The following is a 16,816-nucleotide window of genomic DNA, read 5'->3' on the forward strand; positions in this document are numbered from 1 at the left end:
GTAGAAATGACAGTGAGTCCCCAGTGATCAATCCGTGCCCCCGCATTCTTTTCATCATTCCTTACTTTGGCCAATGGCCTTTCTGGATGCCATTTTTTCTCGAAAGCTGCCGGCACAATGCGGATATTGACTGGCTGTTGTTCAGCGACTGCCCAATACCGGACAACGTGCCGGACAATGTCAGGATTGAAAGCATCACCTTTGCCGATTACTGCGCCTTGGTCTCACAGCGGTTGAAGATCAATTTTGCGCCTCAGGCGGCGTATAAGCTGTGTGACATCAAGCCCGCGCTGGGGCATATCCATGTTGATCGCCTGGAAGGCTACGATTTTTGGGCGTTTGGTGACCTGGACCTGATCTATGGCAACCTGCGCCGGTATTTCACGGCTGACCGCTTGGCGGGCTATGACTTGTTCTCGACCCATGAGCGGCGGGTCGCCGGCCATTTGTGCCTGATGCGTAACACCGCCAGAAAGCGCCAAGTGTTCATGCAGATCAAGGATTGGGAAGCGCGCTTTACCGATCAGGAGCATCATGCGTTGGATGAAGGCGCGTTCAGCAGGATTTTCCTGTGGCGCAAGAATTTTCCGAAGCCGTTGTTCGAGTTGGTCGGCAAACTCAACCCATGGCGCCGTCGCAGTCAGTTCACCGAGGCGTTCAGTACGCCGGGTGGCGTGATCAAATGGCACGACGGCACTGATCGCTTTCCGCACCAATGGTTCTGGAACAACGGTCGCTTGACCAATGACAGGGATGGCGAACGGGAATTTCCGTATTTCCATTTTGTCTGCTGGAAGCGTAATCAGTGGCCGTTGGTGCCGCCGCCAAGCGCCGAGTACGTCGAGGCGCTGGCCGCTGAGTCATCCTGGGTCGTTGATGCCACAGGTTTCCATCGAGGAGAGTTATGAGTCGGCGTTTCAAGGTTCTGCAATTGCAGCCTGACTACAATGTTAAATCCCATGATTTTGCCGACCTGGCCGAACAGATCGTCAAGGCATTGCCCGCGGACCGCTATGAGGTCACCGCCGCGTTCCTGCGGGGTCGGCCTGCGCCTGGAGGGCCGGTCAGTCGCGCAGCCACCTCGGTCTACTTCGAATTCTCTGACAAGTCGCTCAAGGGCTTGAGGCTGCGTGCCATGTGGCAGCTGTATAAGTTCTGCCGCAGGGAAAAGTTTGACGTTGTGGTGTGCAACCGTTTCAAGCCGGTCAACATGATGTTGCAACTGAACCGTTGGCTGAAGATTCCGCTGTGTATAGGTATCTCCCACGGTTTCGGTGAATATGACCGTCTTTACCGCCGCAAGCAGGCCCAGCGTTGGATCGACGAGCACTGGCGTTTTGTCGGTGTGTCGCCGGCGGTCAAGCAGTACCTGCTGGACTGCGACTGCGGGTTTACCGACAGCAACACCTTTGCCATCACCAATGCCATCGACATCGAGCAGGCCGAAGCCTTGCAGCATTCGCGTGACCGCGCGCGTGAGTTGCTGGGCATCGACCCTTCGGTGCGGTTGATCGGCGCCCTGGGGCGCCTGGTGCCCGTCAAAGGCCACACGTATTTGCTGCAGGCGTTCGCGGCGCTTAAAGACAAATACCCCACGGCGCAGCTCGCCATCATTGGCGCGGGCCGCGAGGCGTCCAACCTGGCCGCTCAAATCCAGAGCCTGGGCCTGGATGGGCGCGTGCATTTGTTGGGTTTCAAGGAAAATGCGCTGCAGTACGTGCGTGCCTTCGACATCTGGGCGATGCCTTCGCTGGCAGAGGGCCTTGGCCTGGCGCTGTTGGAAGGCATGAGTGGTCGCTTGCCGGTGATCGCCTCCAGCGTACCGGCCATGCTGCCACTGATTGAAGGCGCAGGCGGCCTGGCGGTAACGCCGGCCAATGTGCCCGAGCTGACCCAGGCGCTGGACACCTACCTGGCATTGTCCGATGAAGCGCTTGCGCAGAAAGGGGAGCAGGCCTACCAGTACTTGCAGGCGCAACACGACATTGAGGTGTTCCGCCAGGAATACCTGGAATTGATTGATTCGGGATTAGCTCAAGCGCGCGGGAACAATGTATGAACCAGAGTCAACCCTTGGTCACGGTGATCATTGCGTCGTACAACCATGCTCCCTACATCGAGCAAAGTATTCTCAGCGTCTTGAACCAGACGTACCCCAACATCGAACTGCTGGTGATTGACGACGGGTCGACAGACGACAGCGTCGAGCGTATTCGTCGCTTGCAGGAACACCACACCTTCGACTTTCGCGTCCAGCAGAACCAGGGGCTGACCAACACGCTCAATGGCGCGATTGCACGCTCTCAAGGCCCGCTGATCGCACCGTTCGGTTCCGATGACATCATGTTGCCTGAGCGGATTGCGACCCAGGTGGCCTACATGGATGGCAAGCCTGAAGTGGGTATCTGCGCGGGTAACATCGAGCTGATCGACTCTCAGGGCGAGCTGTTTGCGGAGAAGCGCCAGCGTCGCGACGTGCCGTTTCGTCGCCTGGATTTCGACGACATGTTCCTGGAGCGCAAACCTTACCCGCCCGCACCGACGCTGATGATCCGGCGCGAGGCGTTGGAAAAGGTCGGTGGGTTTGATCCTGAGATTCGTCTGGAAGACTTGTTGATCGAGTTGAAGATTACCCATGCCGGGTACTTCATCGATGGCTTGAATGTGGTCATGGCCCGCTATCGCAAGCACGCCACCAACTCGTACAAGAATCATCGATTCATGATCGATAACATCCTGCGTTCCTACGCGTTGTTCAGCGACCATCCGCTCTATGACGAGGTGCGTTACAAGTTCCTCAGCTCCATGTTCCTCAAGACCGCCAACCGTGATCGTAAGTTGGCGCGCGAGCTGCTGGCACAGATCCCGTTCCGGGCCTGGAACAAGAAAACCTGGCGCGGCTTGAGCCGGTTGTATTTTTCCCCGCTGGAAAAAGACTGAAATCGCGTTGTGCGCCCCAGCCCCGGGGCGCACAGGCTTGCTGCTAGGCGGCGGGCCGCGCGAGTGTCAGCACTTGCTCACGGATCTTTACCGTGGCTTGCGGCGACGCTACTGACGCATAGCCCTTGGCCAACTGTTCAAAATGGGTTTCGAACAACCAACTGCGATCCTGCGGGTAACGCTGCATGTGCTTGAGGTTGCGCTGGCGCAGCGTGTTGCGCAGTGCCGACGGATAAATGCGCATGTCGGCCACGTCGATCAGCCCGAACTCACCGTCTTCCAGCAGCAGGACATTGCCCAGGTGCAGCGAGCGGAAGTAAACGCCGTGTTCGTGCAGCTGCGCCATGAACCGGCCAAAACGTTCGATCAGCGATTCGCGCAGGCTGCTGTCCAGGCTTTGCAAGGCCTGGCGCAGGGTCAGGCCCGGTAGCGGCCGATAACGCACGGCACTGCTGCCATCCTGCAAGCTGTACAGGTCGAGGATAGGCGGTGAAGCAATACCCAATTGCTGCAGCTGTTCACTGTTGCTGGCGAAGCGCTCCGAATAAGGGTTAAACCGGCCGGAGGTGTACCAGCGGCGGGCCCTGAACAGTTTGAGGAAGCTGCCATCCTCCAGGCGCAGCACCTTCGGGCCCAGGCCATCTTCCTCGATGACGTGGGCGCCGTTGCGCAGGGCTTCGAAGGCCTGTGGCTTGGGGGTTGCCACTGGCATGCGCAGCAAGCTGTTGCGGCGTTGGGCAATGCTCAGGCCGGCGATCAGCGCCAGCGGAATCCACAGCAGGAACCAGTGCTCCTTGGGCCGCGACAGAATGCCACCGCCTTCGGTCAGGCCTGCGCCGATGCCGTAGGCCAGCAACGATGATGCCAGGATAAACAACGGCTGCGCCCGCTCCTTGAGACCTTTGTACAGGCCCCAGCCGAGCATGCTGATCCACGGAATAAAGCCGATGATGCCGACGTAATACAACACGCCGAGGGCAAAGCTGTGGGGTTCGCGCAGTGCTCCGTCATAATTTGCAGGCTGCACGTAGAGTTCGGAGTCGTAACTGTGGCCGATCCATGGATGATCAGCGACACGGCCCAGGATAATGCGCCATATCTCGAAGCGGAATGAGCTCCCGCGCTCGGTGATTAATTGCGGATAAAACAGCAATAGCCCGGCAGCCGCCACCACCAGCCCGGCAACCATCAACGCTGAGCGACGATTGCGGCTGAGCAGGCCCATCCACAACACCGCCAGAACCAGTGCAACCAGGGGCGTCCTGGAGCCTGTGGCCAGAACTGCCAGGGTCATCACCGCAAGAGCAGGGACACTGAACCACAGCACGCTCAACCGTTTGGTGGTGACGCAGACATACAGCCAGTACACGCAGAAAAAGCCAAACATGTGGGAACTGAGCAGCGGGTTATCCAGGGCGCCCAGGCCGCCGATCATGCGCATGCCCGGCTCGAAGCCTTTGACGAACGCCACCAGGTTGCCCAGGCACACCACCAGCGCAATCAGGGCAGCACTGAAAAAGATCGGCTTGAACAGTTCGTTGCGGTAATGCAGCAGCAGCCCGCAGCCGGCAAAGAGCATGAATGTTTGCAGCGGCACCTTGAACAGGTTGGAGTCGCCGGTAGGTTCCGGGCTCCACAACACGCTGGTCATCGCCCAGGCGCAAAATGCCACGAAGGCAATCACCAGGGGCTCACGCAGCAGCTCCTTGAGTTCTCGCGGGCGCAAACACAGCAACAGCAAGGTCGGCACGCTGAAAAAGCCGGAGTAGAACCGGTGCATGACATTGCGATTGGTGACGTAGAAGAGTGAACTCAGCAGCAACAACAAGCCAATGGGCAAAATCCAGAGGACCAGGAAGTCGAAAACGCGATTTGAGCCATAGGTAAGGCGCTTGGAGTGCATACGAAAAAGCCATTCCAGAAAGAGAAAGCCGACCATCTTAAGGTAGTGGCTATATAATGTCGCCGGCTGGATCCAACCGGGTTGCAGGTCATGCCGGGTGCAAGTACAACAGAGAAGCTGTGCTAAAGTCAGCCTCCTTTTTCAAAACGCCGCGTGATATGACCGACTCCAGTCCGAGCGCAAGCCCTTCGAGCTTGAAAATATACTTCCGCCTGCTCATGTACGTTAAGCCCTACGCCGGCTTGTTCGCGTTGAGTATCGTCGGATTTCTGATTTTCGCGTCGACCCAGCCCATGCTGGGGTACATCCTCAAGTACTTCGTCGACGGCCTGTCCAACCCTGAAGCGGTGCTGTTCCCCAGCGTACCGTTCCTGCGTGACCTGCAATTGCTGCAAGCCGTGCCGTTGTTGATCATTCTGATCGCAGCCTGGCAGGGCCTGGGCTCGTTCCTGGGCAACTACTTGCTGGCCAAGGTCTCTTTGGGCCTGGTCCACGACCTGCGGGTGCAGTTGTTCAACAACCTGCTGACGCTGCCCAACCGCTACTTCGACAACCACAACTCCGGGCACCTGATTTCGCGCATCACCTTCAACGTGACCATGGTCACGGGGGCGGCGACCGATGCCATCAAGGTGGTGATTCGCGAAGGCATGACGGTGATCTTCCTGTTTGCCTCGCTGCTGTTCATGAACTGGCGCCTGACGCTGGTGATGATCGCCATCCTGCCGTTGATTGCCGTGATGGTCAGCACGGCCAGCAAAAAATTCCGCAAGCAGAGCAAGAAGATCCAAGTGGCCATGGGTGATGTGACCCACGTCGCCTCGGAAACCATCCAGGGCTATCGTGTGGTGCGCAGCTTCGGCGGTGAAGTCTACGAGGAGAAACGCTTCCTCAAAGCCAGCCAGGGCAACACCGACAAGCAACTGCGTATGACCCGCACCGGGGCGATCTACACCCCGTTGTTGCAACTGGTGATCTACACCGCCATGGCGGTGTTGATGTTCCTGGTGCTCTACCTTCGTGGTGACGCATCGGCCGGTGACATGGTGGCTTACATCACCTTGGCGGGCTTGCTGCCCAAGCCGATCCGCCAACTGTCGGAAGTCAGCTCGACCATCCAGAAAGGTGTGGCCGGCGCCGAAAGCATTTTCGAACAGCTGGACGAAGAGCAGGAAGTCGACGGCGGCACCATTGAGCGTGACAAAGTCAGCGGTCGCTTGGAAGTGCGCAACCTCAACTTCACCTACCCAGGCACCGAACGCCACGTGCTCAAGGACATCAGCTTTACCGCCGAGCCTGGGCAGATGATCGCTTTGGTGGGCCGCTCGGGCAGCGGCAAATCCACGCTGGCCAGTTTGATTCCGCGTTTCTACCACCATGAAAGCGGAGAGATCCTGCTCGACGGCGTAGAGATCGAAGACTACAAGCTGCTCAACCTGCGCAAGCACATTGCCCAAGTAACGCAGCACGTGACCTTGTTCAGCGACACCGTGACCAACAACATCGCCTACGGCGACCTGGCCGGCGCGCCACGGGCGGACGTTGAAGCGGCAGCGGCGGATGCCTACGCCAAAGACTTCATCGACCAGTTGCCCAAAGGCTTCGACACCCAGGTCGGTGAAAACGGCGTGCTGTTGTCCGGTGGTCAACGCCAGCGCCTGGCAATCGCCCGGGCCCTGCTGAAGAACGCGCCGCTGCTGATTCTCGACGAGGCCACCTCGGCCCTCGACACCGAATCCGAGCGGCACATTCAGGCGGCCCTGGACAAAGTCATGCAGGGGCGCACGACCCTGGTGATCGCGCACCGCTTGTCCACCATCGAAAAGGCCGACCTGATCCTGGTGATGGACGACGGTCGGATTGTGGAGCGTGGCACCCACGGCGAGCTGTTGGCGCAGAACGGCTATTACGCCCGCCTGCATGCCATGGGCCTGGATGCCCCGGTAGCGGCCGACATCACCTGAACACCCCTGCGAGAGCAGGCTGTGGCGAGGGAGCTTGCTCCCGCTGGGCGGCGCAGCCGCCCCATAACAACATCGCGTTAGTCAGTTAAAACGCGGTGCTGCCTTCAGGCGTGCTTCGCACTCCAACGGGAGCAAGCTCCCTCGCCAGTAAAGGCGCTGCGTCGGCTCCTTGAGATCTTCTGCGCACGCCCTCCACAAGCCTCCTGTAACCCTGTGCTAATATCGCGCCCCTGTTCATTTTGTATGTGGGTTGCTCCATGAAGTTGTCCATGCCGCGATTCGATCAAGCCCCTGTCTTGGTGGTCGGCGATGTCATGCTCGACCGTTACTGGCATGGCGGTACCTCACGGATTTCCCCTGAGGCACCGGTGCCGGTAGTCAAGGTCGAGCAAATCGAAGACCGTCCAGGTGGCGCTGCCAACGTTGCCCTTAACATTGCCGCCCTCGGCGCCCCGGCCTCCCTGGTGGGTGTGACCGGCGACGACGAAGCCGCCGACAGCCTGGCCAACAGCCTGCGCGGCGCCGGCGTGCGCGCGCTGTTTCAGCGCATTGCCCATCAGCCGACCATCGTCAAGCTGCGGGTCATGAGCCGTCACCAGCAATTGCTGCGTATCGATTTTGAAGAACCCTTCGCCACCGACGCCCTGGCCCTTAGCGAGCAGGTCGACAGTTTGCTCGAAGGCATCAAGGTGCTGGTCTTGTCCGACTACGGCAAAGGCGCCCTGAAGAACCACCAGATGCTGATCCAGGCCGCCAAGGCTCGGAACATCCCGGTGCTGGCCGATCCCAAGGGCAAGGACTTCTCGATTTATCGAGGCGCCAGCCTGATCACGCCAAACCTCAGCGAGTTTGAAGCCATCGTCGGCGGTTGCGCCGATGAGCACGAACTGGTGACCAAGGGCGCCACGCTGATGGCCGATCTCGACCTGGGCGCCTTGCTGGTAACCCGTGGTGAGCACGGCATGACCCTGCTGCGCCCGGGCCACCCGGCGATGCACCTGCCGGCGCGCGCGCGGGAAGTGTTCGACGTGACTGGCGCCGGCGACACCGTGATTTCCACCCTGGCTGCCTCGATTGCAGCCGGCGAAGAGTTGCCCCACGCCGTGGCCCTGGCCAATCTGGCGGCGGGTATCGTAGTCGGCAAGCTGGGTACTGCGGCGATCAGCGCGCCTGAGCTGCGCCGCGCTATCCAGCGCTCCGAAGGCTCTGAGCGCGGTGTGCTGACCATCGAACAGTTGCTGCTGGCGATTGACGATGCGCGTGCCCACAACGAAAGCATTGTGTTTACCAATGGTTGTTTCGACATCCTGCACGCCGGTCATGTGACTTACCTGGAGCAGGCGCGCGCCCAAGGCGACCGCCTGATCGTCGCAGTCAATGACGATGCTTCGGTCAGCCGCTTGAAAGGCCCGGGTCGCCCGATCAACAGTGTCGACCGGCGCATGGCCGTCTTGGCCGGGTTGGGTGCGGTGGACTGGGTGATCAGCTTCTCTGAAGGCACCCCGGAAAACCTGCTGGCCCAGGTCAAGCCGGACGTGTTGGTCAAGGGCGGCGACTACTCCGTCGACCAGGTCGTGGGTGCCGATATCGTCAGCGCCTACGGCGGTAAGGTCAAAGTGTTGGGTCTGGTTGAAAACAGCTCGACCACGGCCATTGTCGAGAAGATCCGCAACAATGAGTAACGCTGATAAATGGGTCCTGATCACCGGCGGTGCCGGTTTTATCGGTTCGCACCTGGTCGATGCGTTGCTCGCCAACGGCTACGCCGTGCGGGTGCTGGATGACCTGTCCACCGGCAAACGCAGCAACTTGCCGCTGGGCAACCCGCGTGTACAACTGATCGAAGGTGATGTGGCCAACGCCGAACTGGTGGCGCAAGCCGCCGTCGGCGTAAGCGCGGTGGTGCACCTGGCGGCAGTGGCTTCGGTACAGGCGTCGGTGGACGACCCGGTGAGTACTCACCAGAGCAATTTTGTCGGCACCCTGAATGTCTGCGAGGCCATGCGCCAGGCCGCAGTCAAGCGTGTGGTGTATGCCTCCAGTGCGGCGGTGTATGGCAACAACGGCGAGGGCGATTCGATTGACGAAGCGACCACCAAGGCGCCGCTGACACCCTACGCCTCTGACAAGTTGGCCGGTGAGCACTACTTTGACTTCTACCGTCGCCAGCATGGCCTGGAGCCGGTGATCTTCCGCTTCTTCAACATCTTCGGGCCGCGTCAGGATCCGTCATCGCCGTATTCCGGGGTGATCAGTATCTTCAGTGAGCGCGTACAGCAGGGTGTGCCGATTGCGGTGTTTGGCGATGGCGAGCAAACCCGTGATTTCATGTACGTGGAAGACCTGGTGGATGTGCTGGTACAGGCCATCGAAGCGCCTGAGGCACCGCTGGGTGCGATCAACGTTGGCTGGAACCGCACCACCACGCTCAAGCAGGTATTGCAGGCGCTGGAAGAGGTGGTGGGTAAGTTGCCCGCTGTCACTTACGGGCCGGCACGTTCGGGGGATATTCGGCACTCGCGGGCGAATAATCAGCGGCTGTTGGCGAGCTTCAAACTGCCTGAGCCAACCCCGTTGAAGGTTGGCCTGGAGCGGTTGCTCAACACCTGAGTGCAAGGTCGTTCCCACGCTCTGCGTGGGAACGATCAATTTGTGTCAGCCCTTGGCCTTTTTCTTCGGCGCTATCTTGCGCAACATCTGCCGCGCCTTGCCGGTCAACCGCTTGAGCTTCGACTCTTTCTCAGGCTCTGCCAACCCTTGCTGCCTCAGCCAATCCTTCCAGCGAATCCGCTCATCGCGTACCAGCCAGCCTTCCTGCTGAGCAAAGCTTTCTGCCAGGTATAAACCGCGCGTACTGGCCGGGTACAGCTGGTCTTTCTTCACTGTGTACAACTCGGCCAAGGGCTGGCCGTCTTTCAATGGCATCAGGTAAAGGTCGGGCCGCTGGCGGTCCAGGCGCGCCACCAGTTGGTCGCCTTCAAGCCGCTCATCCACATGAAACAGGCTGAGGGACTTGGCTTCCTTCGGGACCTCAAGGCGCAAGTCATAAATCAATTGCAGCGACGCGGTGGGCAGGTGCACGTAAGCCCGTGGGCGCTCGATCAGTTGCGTGGTCGCGCAGCGCACCGGGCGTGCGGCGCCGGACAAGGGGCTGAGGCGAAACGGCAGGGCTTCGCGGTAATGCAGGGCGGCGGAGTAGGGCGCCGGCAGCCACGTGTCATTGAAGCGCCCGCCCAGCCAACCTTCGGGCGTCTCCAGCAAACACTCTTCGGCAATTTCCTGGATGGCGGTGTGCAGCGGCAGGTTCAGTTCGTGGGCGGGGACGTAGCCGGAGATCAGCTTGAGCACCACGTCGCCACGGTCCTGACGGCGTTGGCGTACCAGCACCCAATAATCCTTGTTTTGCCAATGCAGGGTCAGGCGCACCGACACGCCGAGGTTCGCCAGTTCCAGGGCGAAACGCTCGGGGTCTGCCACTTCCACCGGCTTGCGCCGCTGCAGGGTCTGGGCAAAGTTGAGCGGCATGCCCACGCTCTGGTAACTCAGGCCTTCGGGGGTGGCTTCGACGTGCAGCGGCAGTGTTTTAAAGTTACTCGGGTTTTTTCTAATGAGCGTGCGCGGCATGTCGGCTCCTTTTTGCGACGGGGTCGGCCGCGTGGGCGGCATCAGAGTTGACGAATGACCTTGGCAGCGGTCGCCACGTTATGGGCCAGGTGCAGCGGATTAATGGTCCCGACAATAGCACTGGCAACGCCCGTTTGCGCAAACAACAACGTGAAACTGGCGTGAATTGGATCCATTCCTGGCTCCAGGCACACGTGGCCGCTGGCCAGGGCCTTTTTCACCAAAATGCCCTTGCCGTGGGCGGCTGCGTAATCAATGACGGCTTTCTCCGCCCGTTCGTTCAAATTGTAGGTGACCATGGCGCAATCACCTTGTTCCAGAGCCTTCACGCCGCCTTCGACGGTTTTGCCGGAAAAGCCGAAACCGCGAATCTTGCCGTCTTTTTTCAGCTCTGCCAGGGTCTGGTACACCTCGCAGTCGTTGAGGATATGCAAGTCGTTGCCGTCGGAGTGCACCAGCACCAGGTCGATAAAATCCGTTTCAAGTCGTTTCAAGCTGCGCTCGATAGACAGGCGGGTATGGGCGGCGCTGAAGTCGTGATGGGACACGCCATCGGCAAACTCTTCGCCGACCTTGCTGACAATCACCCAGTCCTTGCGCTGGCCGCGCAACAGTGGCCCCAGGCGTTCTTCGCTACGGCCATAAGCCGGGGCGGTGTCGATCAGGTTGATGCCCAGCTGGCGGGCCTGGCGCAGCAACATCCGCGCTTCGTCGTCATCGGGAATCTGGAAACCGCTGGGGTATTTCACCCCTTGGTCGCGGCCGAGCTTGACGGTGCCCAGGCCCAGTGGCGAGACCATCAGGCCGGTGCTGCCCAAGGGGCGATGCAGGTCGTGCAGGGTGGGCAGGCTCATGGCAACAGTTGCTCCCAGGCAGGTTGGCCGATGGCCGGTTTTGGCAGCTCGGGCAGGGCGTCGCTGGCGCTTGGGTGGACGCCGTCGCGCGCCAGGGCGCTGAGCACGCGATCGGCGAAGTCCGGTGCCAGCGCCAGTTTGGTCGGCCAACCCACGAGCAAACGGCCCTGCTCGGCGAGGAAGGCGTTATCGGGGCGGGTAAGGCCCGACTGCAGGGGCTCGGCACGCTCGACGCGCAGGGTTGCCCACTGGGTCTGGCTCATGTCGATCCACGGCAGTAATTGCGCCAGCTCTTTTTGCGCGGTGGCGATCTGTTCTTCAGGCGTGCGCGCCACGCCATCCGCTTCGGCAATGTCGCCGCCCATGTACCACACCCAGTTGCCATCGGCGGCCGGGTGAGTGGTGATGGTCAGTCGTGGCTTGGTGCCGCCGCCCAGGCAGTGGGCGTACAGCGGCTTCAGGCCCGGGCCTTTGGCGATGATCATATGCAGCGGGCGCTTTTGCATGGCCGGTTGGCTGAGGCCCAAGGCGCTGAGCAAATCCGCCGTGCCAGCACCGGCGCTCAATACGATGCGCTGGGCGCGGATCTCGCGGCCATCCACCTTCAAACCCACCAAGGTGTCACCTTCCAGCAGCGGTTCGATGTGCTGCCCGGCGAGCAAGCCGTCGCCGGCCAGTTGCGCGAGGCGTTCGATCAAGCTGGGAACGTCGACTACCAACTCCGCCAGGCGATAGACCTTACCCTTGAAGCGGCGGTCTTGCAGGGCCGGCGGCAATTCATCGCCTTTGACTTGGTCGACACGGCCGCGCACGGCCTTGCTGGCGAAAAAGCTGGTGAGGTTGCCGGCGATAGTGCCGGGCGACCACAGGTAGTGGGCCTCGGACAGCAGGCGCACGCCGGACAGGTCCAGCTCGCCGTTACCGGCCAGGGCTTCGCGCCAGCGGCGCGGCATATCGGCAATGGCTTCGGAAGCGCCGGTGAGGGCGCCGTGCAGGGCGTATTTCGCACCGCCGTGAATAATCCCCTGGGACTTCACGCTTTGCCCGCCACCCAAGGTGGCGCTTTCCACCAACACCGTGGAAAACCCCTGGCTGCGCAGGCGCGCATTGAGCCAGAGGCCGGCAACCCCGGCGCCGACAATCAGAACGTCGGTGGAAATAACGGATGGCATGGGCGACCTCAGTGTTCAAGACAAGAGGCGCAGTATACAGGCTGTTGAGCGGGGATCAGTGCCCGGCGGTTTTCGAGAACAGCTGAATCACCACCACGCCCAGCACAATCAGGCCCATGCCCAGCATTGCCGGAACATCCAGCTTCTGCCCGTAGATAAACAGCGCGGCGACACTGACCATCACAATCCCAAGCCCTGCCCAGACCGCGTAGGCGATGCCCACTGGCACCGTGCGCACCACCAGGATGAGCATCCAGAACGCGACGCCATACCCCACAATCATCAGCAGCAATGGGATCGGCGTGTTCAAGCCCTTGACGGATTTCATGGAAACGGTCGCGACCACTTCCGAGCAAATGGCGATGGCTAAATAGAGGTAGGCGACATTCATGGGGTAATCCTCGGTGTGATGCGTGCTTGATAAGGTCGGCATTCTAACGCTTGGAAGGATGGGGTAAAGTCATTGCCTATCCGATTTAGAGATGGGCTGAACCATGAGCGTGCAGTGGAACCTGGAACAGATGCGCCTGTTTGTCAGTGTCGCCGAACAGCGTTCGTTTTCGGCGGTGGCGCGCGACCAACGCAAAGCGCAATCGGCGGTGAGCAATGGGATTGCCCTGCTCGAAGCCGATCTCGGGTTAAGCCTGTTTAACCGTAGCAGCGGCCGCCAGCCGCGCCTGACCGAAGCCGGCAGCGTGTTGCTGGAAGAAGCGCGCGAGGTGCTGCGCCAGTGTGAGCGGCTCACTGGCCGTGCGCTGTCGCTGACACGCGGCGAGGAAGCCTGCCTGCGCCTGGCCCAGGACGAAGCCATGCTGTTCCAGCCGGTGCTCGACAGCCTTGAGGCACTGGCCGGGCAATATCCGCTGCTGGAAGTGCAGCTGTCCAGCGCTGCCCAGGGCGATGTGGCGCGCAAGCTGGTGGAGCGCAAGGCTGATCTGGGGTTGCTGTTCTATCACGATCAAATCCCCGAGGCCCTTGAGCGGCGGGTGGTGGGCAGTGTGGAAATGGTCACGGTGTGCGGCGTGAATCACCCGCTGGCCAAGGAAAAGTACGTGACGTGCCAGCATCTGGCGCAGTTTCGCCAACTGTTGATGTCGACCCAGACCAGCGTCTACCCCGGCAGCGAAGCCGCCAGCCCGCTGGTGTGGCGCGCCGACAGTTTTTACGTGTTGGCCGAATGGCTGATGAGTGGCCTGGGCTGGGCGTGGCTGCCGCGGCACATCGTGCAGTACCCGACGTATCAGCAACAAATGGTTGAACTGGACAGCGAATGGACACCGCCCGCCTTGGTGGTGGAACTGGTCTGGCGCCGTGACGAACACCTCGGCCCGGCCGCGCGCTTCCTGGCCGAACGATTTGCCGAGTGCTTGCAGGCGATCGACTGAAAAAGCCGATAAACTCCGCCGCCATGAATAGAACTCTCTACAGCTGTCTGTTTTACCTGGCGCTGCCGTTGGTGGCTTTACGTCTGTGGCTGCGCGCCCGCAAGGCGCCGGCGTATGCCAAGCGCATCGGCGAGCGTTTTTCCTACGGCTTGCCGGTGATGCAGCCTGGCGGGATCTGGGTGCACGCCGTGTCGGTGGGCGAAAGCATCGCCGCCGCGCCGATGATTCGCGGGTTGATGGCGCGCCATCCGACGTTGCCGATCACCGTCACCTGCATGACGCCCACCGGTTCCGAGCGCATCCAGGCGCTGTTCGCCAATGAGCCGCGCATTCAGCACTGCTACTTGCCGTACGACTTGCCTTGCGCCGCCAAGCGTTTTCTTGATCGCGTGCAGCCCAAGCTGGCGGTGATCATGGAAACCGAGCTGTGGCCCAACCATATTCACGCCTGCGCCCAGCGCGGTATTCCAGTGGCGCTCGCCAATGCGCGGCTGTCGGCGCGCTCGTCCAAAGGCTATGCGCGCTTCGCCAAACTCACCGCGCCGATGCTGTCGGAAATGAGCCTGTTCGCCGTGCAGACGCACACCGAAGCCCAGCGCTTCCTGAGCCTGGGCGCGCGCCCGGAAACCGTCGAGGTCACCGGCTCGATCAAGTTCGACCTGACCATCGACCCCGAGCTCCCGACGCGCGCCGCCGCCTTGCGTGAGCAATGGGGCGCCAGCGAGCGCCCGGTGTGGATCGCGGCCAGCACCCATGAAGGCGAGGACGACGTGGTGCTGGCTGCGCATCGCCAACTGCTCGACAGCTATCCCAATGCATTGTTGATTCTGGTGCCGCGTCACCAGGAACGCTTCGGCCCGATGTTTGAATTGTGCGAGCAACAAGGCTTTGCCACGGTGCGCCGTTCCAGTGGTGAGCCCGTGACCGCGCAAACCTCGGTGCTGCTTGGCGACACCATGGGCGAGCTGCTGTTTCTCTACGCCTTGGCCGACAGCGCCTTTGTCGGCGGCAGCCTGGTAGCGACGGGCGGGCACAACCCACTGGAGCCGGCGGCGCTGGCCAAGCCTGTGATCATGGGGCCGCACCTGTTCAACTTCCTCGAAATCAGCGCGATGATGCGCGACGCCGGGGCGTTGCGTGAAGTGGATGACGCACAAGGTTTGGCCGAAGCCGTGCGGCAATTGTTCGAACTGCCGCAGGATGCGCGCAAGATGGCGCAGGCGGGGCTTGCGGTGATGCAGGCCAACCAGGGCGCGCTCAAGCGCTTGCTGGATGGGTTGGATAGGCTGCTCACTCCCTGAATCAACACGGACAAAAATGTGGGAGCGGGCTTGCTCGCGAATACGGAGTGTCAGTCGCCAGATAGGTTGACTGACCCACCGCATTCGCGAGCAAGCCCGCTCCCACAAAAGCCAGTTCCCACATTGGTTTTGTGGTGTGTTCAGTAGCCCGGGCGAGCTTTAAGCTGCTCGGCGGCGGCTTTGGCCAAGTCGGGCGGCAGGAAATCCTTGTCCGGGTTGTAGTCAGCCTTGAGATAACGCGTCAGGTCCTGCAAATCCCCTGGGCTGAGCGTGCCCGCAGCCTGCTTCAAACGCAGGTTATCGAGGATGTAATCGTAGCGGCTGTTGTTGTAGTTGCGCACTGACGAGTAGAGCTGGCGCTGTGCATCCAGCACGTCGACGATGTTGCGCGTGCCCACCTGATAACCGATTTCCGTGGCTTCCACCGCGCTCTGGTTGGAGATGATCGACTGGCGGCGTGCCTGCACCTGTTCCACATCGGTGTTGACCGCGCGGTGCAGGTTACGGGTGTTCTCCACCACCTGGCGGCGCAGGCCTTCGCGTTGTTGCTCGGTCTGGTCGAGGCGCGAATAGGATTCGCGCACTTGCGAGCTGGTGAGGCCGCCGCTGTAGATCGGGATGTTCAGGCGCAGGCCGATGGTGCGCTGGGATACATCACCGCCGTAAGGAATCGGCAGTTGGTTGGGGTTGCTGAAACCCAGCGCGTCGTTGTCACCCTTTTCGTATTGCGCCACGGCGTCGAGGGTCGGCAAGTGGCCGGCCTTGCGCTGGCGCAGGGTTTCTTCAGCGGCGGTGACCGCGTAGTTGCTGGCCAGCAAGTTAAGGTTCTGGCGGCCGGCCGTTTCGACCCAGGCCTTGGCGTCATTCGGCGCCGGTGGCAGCACCGGCAGCGTGTGCACGATGCCCTGGATCGCGTTGTACTGGCGATTGGTCAGGGTGATCAGCGCCTCAAACGCGTCGTCCACCTGGCGCTGGGCGAGGATGCGGTTGGCGCGCGCGGTGTCGTAGCTGGCCTGGGATTGCAGCACGTCGGTCTTGTCCGACAGGCCCACGTCAAAGCGTTCGTTGGACTGGTCGAGCTGGCGCTTGAAGGCATTTTCTTCGGCCTTGGTCGACGCCAGGTTGTCCTGGGCGCGCAGCACGGCGAAGTAGTTCTCGGCGCTTTGCAGGATCAGGTTCTGTTCGGTGGCCGAGAGTTGCAGCGAGGCCTGCTCGTTGACGGCTTCGGCGGCTTGCAGCTGGAACCAGCGGTCAGCGCGAAACAGCGGCTGGCTGAGGGTTGCCCGCCAGGAGTGCGCGTCGCGGTTGACGGTGGCTGCCGGTTGGTCGATCTGGGTGCGCACGTTATTGCTGTCGGCACCGGCCGACAGGTTTGGCAGCAACCCTGCGCGGGCCTGGGGCACCACTTCTTTTTGCGCGCCGTACTGGGCGCGGGCGGCGGCCAGGTCGGCGTTGTTGTTCACCGCTTCCTGGTAGACGCTGACCAAATCGGTTTTGGCGGACAAGGGCGCTTCAGCTGCCCAGACCATTCCATTGGTCGCACAAGACACGGCAAGAGCCAGTGAGAGTTTGCGCAGCATGAGGCGATCCCTAGTGTGAATATTACGGCGATAATTTAGCGCCCAAGGCTAAGGCTGGCCAGTGCGGGCGTCAAGCATTGTGGCAGTGGCCGA

General features: G+C 61.1%; 14 protein-coding genes. 8 read left to right on the plus strand and 6 right to left on the minus strand.

Annotated features, from left to right (window positions below):
* Positions 1–23 precede the first annotated feature (23 nt).
* From ACA065_RS02430 to ACA065_RS02440, 3 genes are read left to right on the plus strand one after another with little or no spacing between them, the layout of a single operon-like run.
* Positions 24–908, plus strand: coding sequence for a DUF6625 family protein (locus ACA065_RS02430; protein ID WP_497693161.1), 885 nt, complete (start codon positions 24–26; stop codon positions 906–908).
* On the plus strand, positions 905–2,059 hold the full coding sequence (locus ACA065_RS02435) for a glycosyltransferase family 4 protein (RefSeq protein ID WP_497693162.1): 1,155 nt from the start codon (positions 905–907) through the stop codon (positions 2,057–2,059). Before ACA065_RS02430 ends, ACA065_RS02435 begins: the two co-directional genes overlap by 4 nt.
* Positions 2,056–2,940 carry a glycosyltransferase gene (locus ACA065_RS02440; RefSeq protein ID WP_497693163.1) on the plus strand — a complete coding sequence of 295 codons (885 nt, stop codon included), beginning with the start codon at positions 2,056–2,058 and terminating at the stop codon, positions 2,938–2,940. The genes ACA065_RS02435 and ACA065_RS02440 overlap by 4 nt, the downstream gene beginning before the upstream one ends.
* 43 nt (positions 2,941–2,983) lie before the next feature.
* Here ACA065_RS02440 and ACA065_RS02445 read toward each other — a convergent pair whose 3' ends face one another.
* Positions 2,984–4,843: an O-antigen ligase family protein gene (locus tag ACA065_RS02445; protein WP_497693164.1), complete on the minus strand. Its 1,860-nt coding sequence runs from the start codon at positions 4,841–4,843 to the stop codon at positions 2,984–2,986.
* A gap of 158 nt (positions 4,844–5,001) precedes the next feature.
* On the opposite strand from ACA065_RS02445, the gene msbA reads away from it, so the two are divergent.
* From msbA to pgnE, 3 genes are all read left to right on the plus strand, one after another.
* Positions 5,002–6,807: a lipid A export permease/ATP-binding protein MsbA gene (msbA, locus tag ACA065_RS02450; protein WP_497693165.1), complete on the plus strand. Its 1,806-nt coding sequence runs from the start codon at positions 5,002–5,004 to the stop codon at positions 6,805–6,807.
* Positions 6,808–7,064: 257 nt separating this feature from the next.
* On the plus strand, positions 7,065–8,489 hold the full coding sequence (gene hldE, locus ACA065_RS02455) for a bifunctional D-glycero-beta-D-manno-heptose-7-phosphate kinase/D-glycero-beta-D-manno-heptose 1-phosphate adenylyltransferase HldE (RefSeq protein WP_497693166.1): 1,425 nt from the start codon (positions 7,065–7,067) through the stop codon (positions 8,487–8,489).
* Positions 8,482–9,417, plus strand: a complete 936-nt coding sequence (gene pgnE, locus ACA065_RS02460; protein ID WP_497693167.1) for a UDP-N-acetylglucosamine epimerase PgnE — start codon at positions 8,482–8,484, stop codon at positions 9,415–9,417. Before hldE ends, pgnE begins: the two co-directional genes overlap by 8 nt.
* A 45-nt stretch (positions 9,418–9,462) precedes the next feature.
* On the opposite strand, the gene ACA065_RS02465 is transcribed toward pgnE, so the two are convergent.
* From ACA065_RS02465 to ACA065_RS02480, 4 genes are read right to left on the minus strand one after another with little or no spacing between them, the layout of a single operon-like run.
* Positions 9,463–10,431: a metal ABC transporter ATPase gene (locus tag ACA065_RS02465; protein WP_497693168.1), complete on the minus strand. Its 969-nt coding sequence runs from the start codon at positions 10,429–10,431 to the stop codon at positions 9,463–9,465.
* A 41-nt stretch (positions 10,432–10,472) separates the two neighbouring features.
* A complete protein-coding gene (locus ACA065_RS02470) occupies positions 10,473–11,285 on the minus strand; it encodes an aldo/keto reductase (protein WP_497693169.1) in 813 nt (270 codons plus the stop codon).
* The gene (locus ACA065_RS02475; protein WP_497693170.1) at positions 11,282–12,457 is read right to left on the minus strand and encodes an NAD(P)/FAD-dependent oxidoreductase; all 1,176 of its coding nucleotides are present in this window, start codon (positions 12,455–12,457) and stop codon (positions 11,282–11,284) included. Before ACA065_RS02475 ends, ACA065_RS02470 begins: the two co-directional genes overlap by 4 nt.
* A gap of 55 nt (positions 12,458–12,512) precedes the next feature.
* Positions 12,513–12,848: a DMT family transporter gene (locus ACA065_RS02480; protein WP_497693171.1), complete on the minus strand. Its 336-nt coding sequence runs from the start codon at positions 12,846–12,848 to the stop codon at positions 12,513–12,515.
* A 103-nt stretch (positions 12,849–12,951) separates the two neighbouring features.
* Between ACA065_RS02480 and ACA065_RS02485 the strand changes: the two genes are divergently transcribed.
* Together ACA065_RS02485 and waaA are read left to right on the plus strand one after the other, a co-directional pair.
* Positions 12,952–13,842: a LysR family transcriptional regulator gene (locus ACA065_RS02485; RefSeq protein WP_497693172.1), complete on the plus strand. Its 891-nt coding sequence runs from the start codon at positions 12,952–12,954 to the stop codon at positions 13,840–13,842.
* A gap of 23 nt (positions 13,843–13,865) precedes the next feature.
* The gene (waaA, locus tag ACA065_RS02490; RefSeq protein ID WP_497693173.1) at positions 13,866–15,143 is read left to right on the plus strand and encodes a lipid IV(A) 3-deoxy-D-manno-octulosonic acid transferase; all 1,278 of its coding nucleotides are present in this window, start codon (positions 13,866–13,868) and stop codon (positions 15,141–15,143) included.
* A gap of 140 nt (positions 15,144–15,283) precedes the next feature.
* On the opposite strand, the gene ACA065_RS02495 is transcribed toward waaA, so the two are convergent.
* The gene (locus tag ACA065_RS02495) at positions 15,284–16,723 is read right to left on the minus strand and encodes a TolC family outer membrane protein (protein WP_497693174.1); all 1,440 of its coding nucleotides are present in this window, start codon (positions 16,721–16,723) and stop codon (positions 15,284–15,286) included.
* Positions 16,724–16,816: the final 93 nt, after the last annotated feature.

This window comes from Pseudomonas sp. LBUM1640 (assembly GCF_059716225.1).

Coding starts and splice junctions, on each gene's coding strand:
- ACA065_RS02435 (WP_497693162.1), top strand. CDS start 905: ATGAGTCGGCGTTTCAAGGTTCTGCAATTGCAGCCTGACTACAATGTT.
- ACA065_RS02440 (WP_497693163.1), top strand. CDS start 2,056: ATGAACCAGAGTCAACCCTTGGTCACGGTGATCATTGCGTCGTACAAC.
- ACA065_RS02445 (WP_497693164.1), bottom strand. CDS start 4,843: ATGCACTCCAAGCGCCTTACCTATGGCTCAAATCGCGTTTTCGACTTC.
- msbA (WP_497693165.1), top strand. CDS start 5,002: ATGACCGACTCCAGTCCGAGCGCAAGCCCTTCGAGCTTGAAAATATAC.
- hldE (WP_497693166.1), top strand. CDS start 7,065: ATGAAGTTGTCCATGCCGCGATTCGATCAAGCCCCTGTCTTGGTGGTC.
- pgnE (WP_497693167.1), top strand. CDS start 8,482: ATGAGTAACGCTGATAAATGGGTCCTGATCACCGGCGGTGCCGGTTTT.
- ACA065_RS02465 (WP_497693168.1), bottom strand. CDS start 10,431: ATGCCGCGCACGCTCATTAGAAAAAACCCGAGTAACTTTAAAACACTG.
- ACA065_RS02470 (WP_497693169.1), bottom strand. CDS start 11,285: ATGAGCCTGCCCACCCTGCACGACCTGCATCGCCCCTTGGGCAGCACC.
- ACA065_RS02475 (WP_497693170.1), bottom strand. CDS start 12,457: ATGCCATCCGTTATTTCCACCGACGTTCTGATTGTCGGCGCCGGGGTT.
- ACA065_RS02480 (WP_497693171.1), bottom strand. CDS start 12,848: ATGAATGTCGCCTACCTCTATTTAGCCATCGCCATTTGCTCGGAAGTG.
- ACA065_RS02485 (WP_497693172.1), top strand. CDS start 12,952: ATGAGCGTGCAGTGGAACCTGGAACAGATGCGCCTGTTTGTCAGTGTC.
- waaA (WP_497693173.1), top strand. CDS start 13,866: ATGAATAGAACTCTCTACAGCTGTCTGTTTTACCTGGCGCTGCCGTTG.
- ACA065_RS02495 (WP_497693174.1), bottom strand. CDS start 16,723: ATGCTGCGCAAACTCTCACTGGCTCTTGCCGTGTCTTGTGCGACCAAT.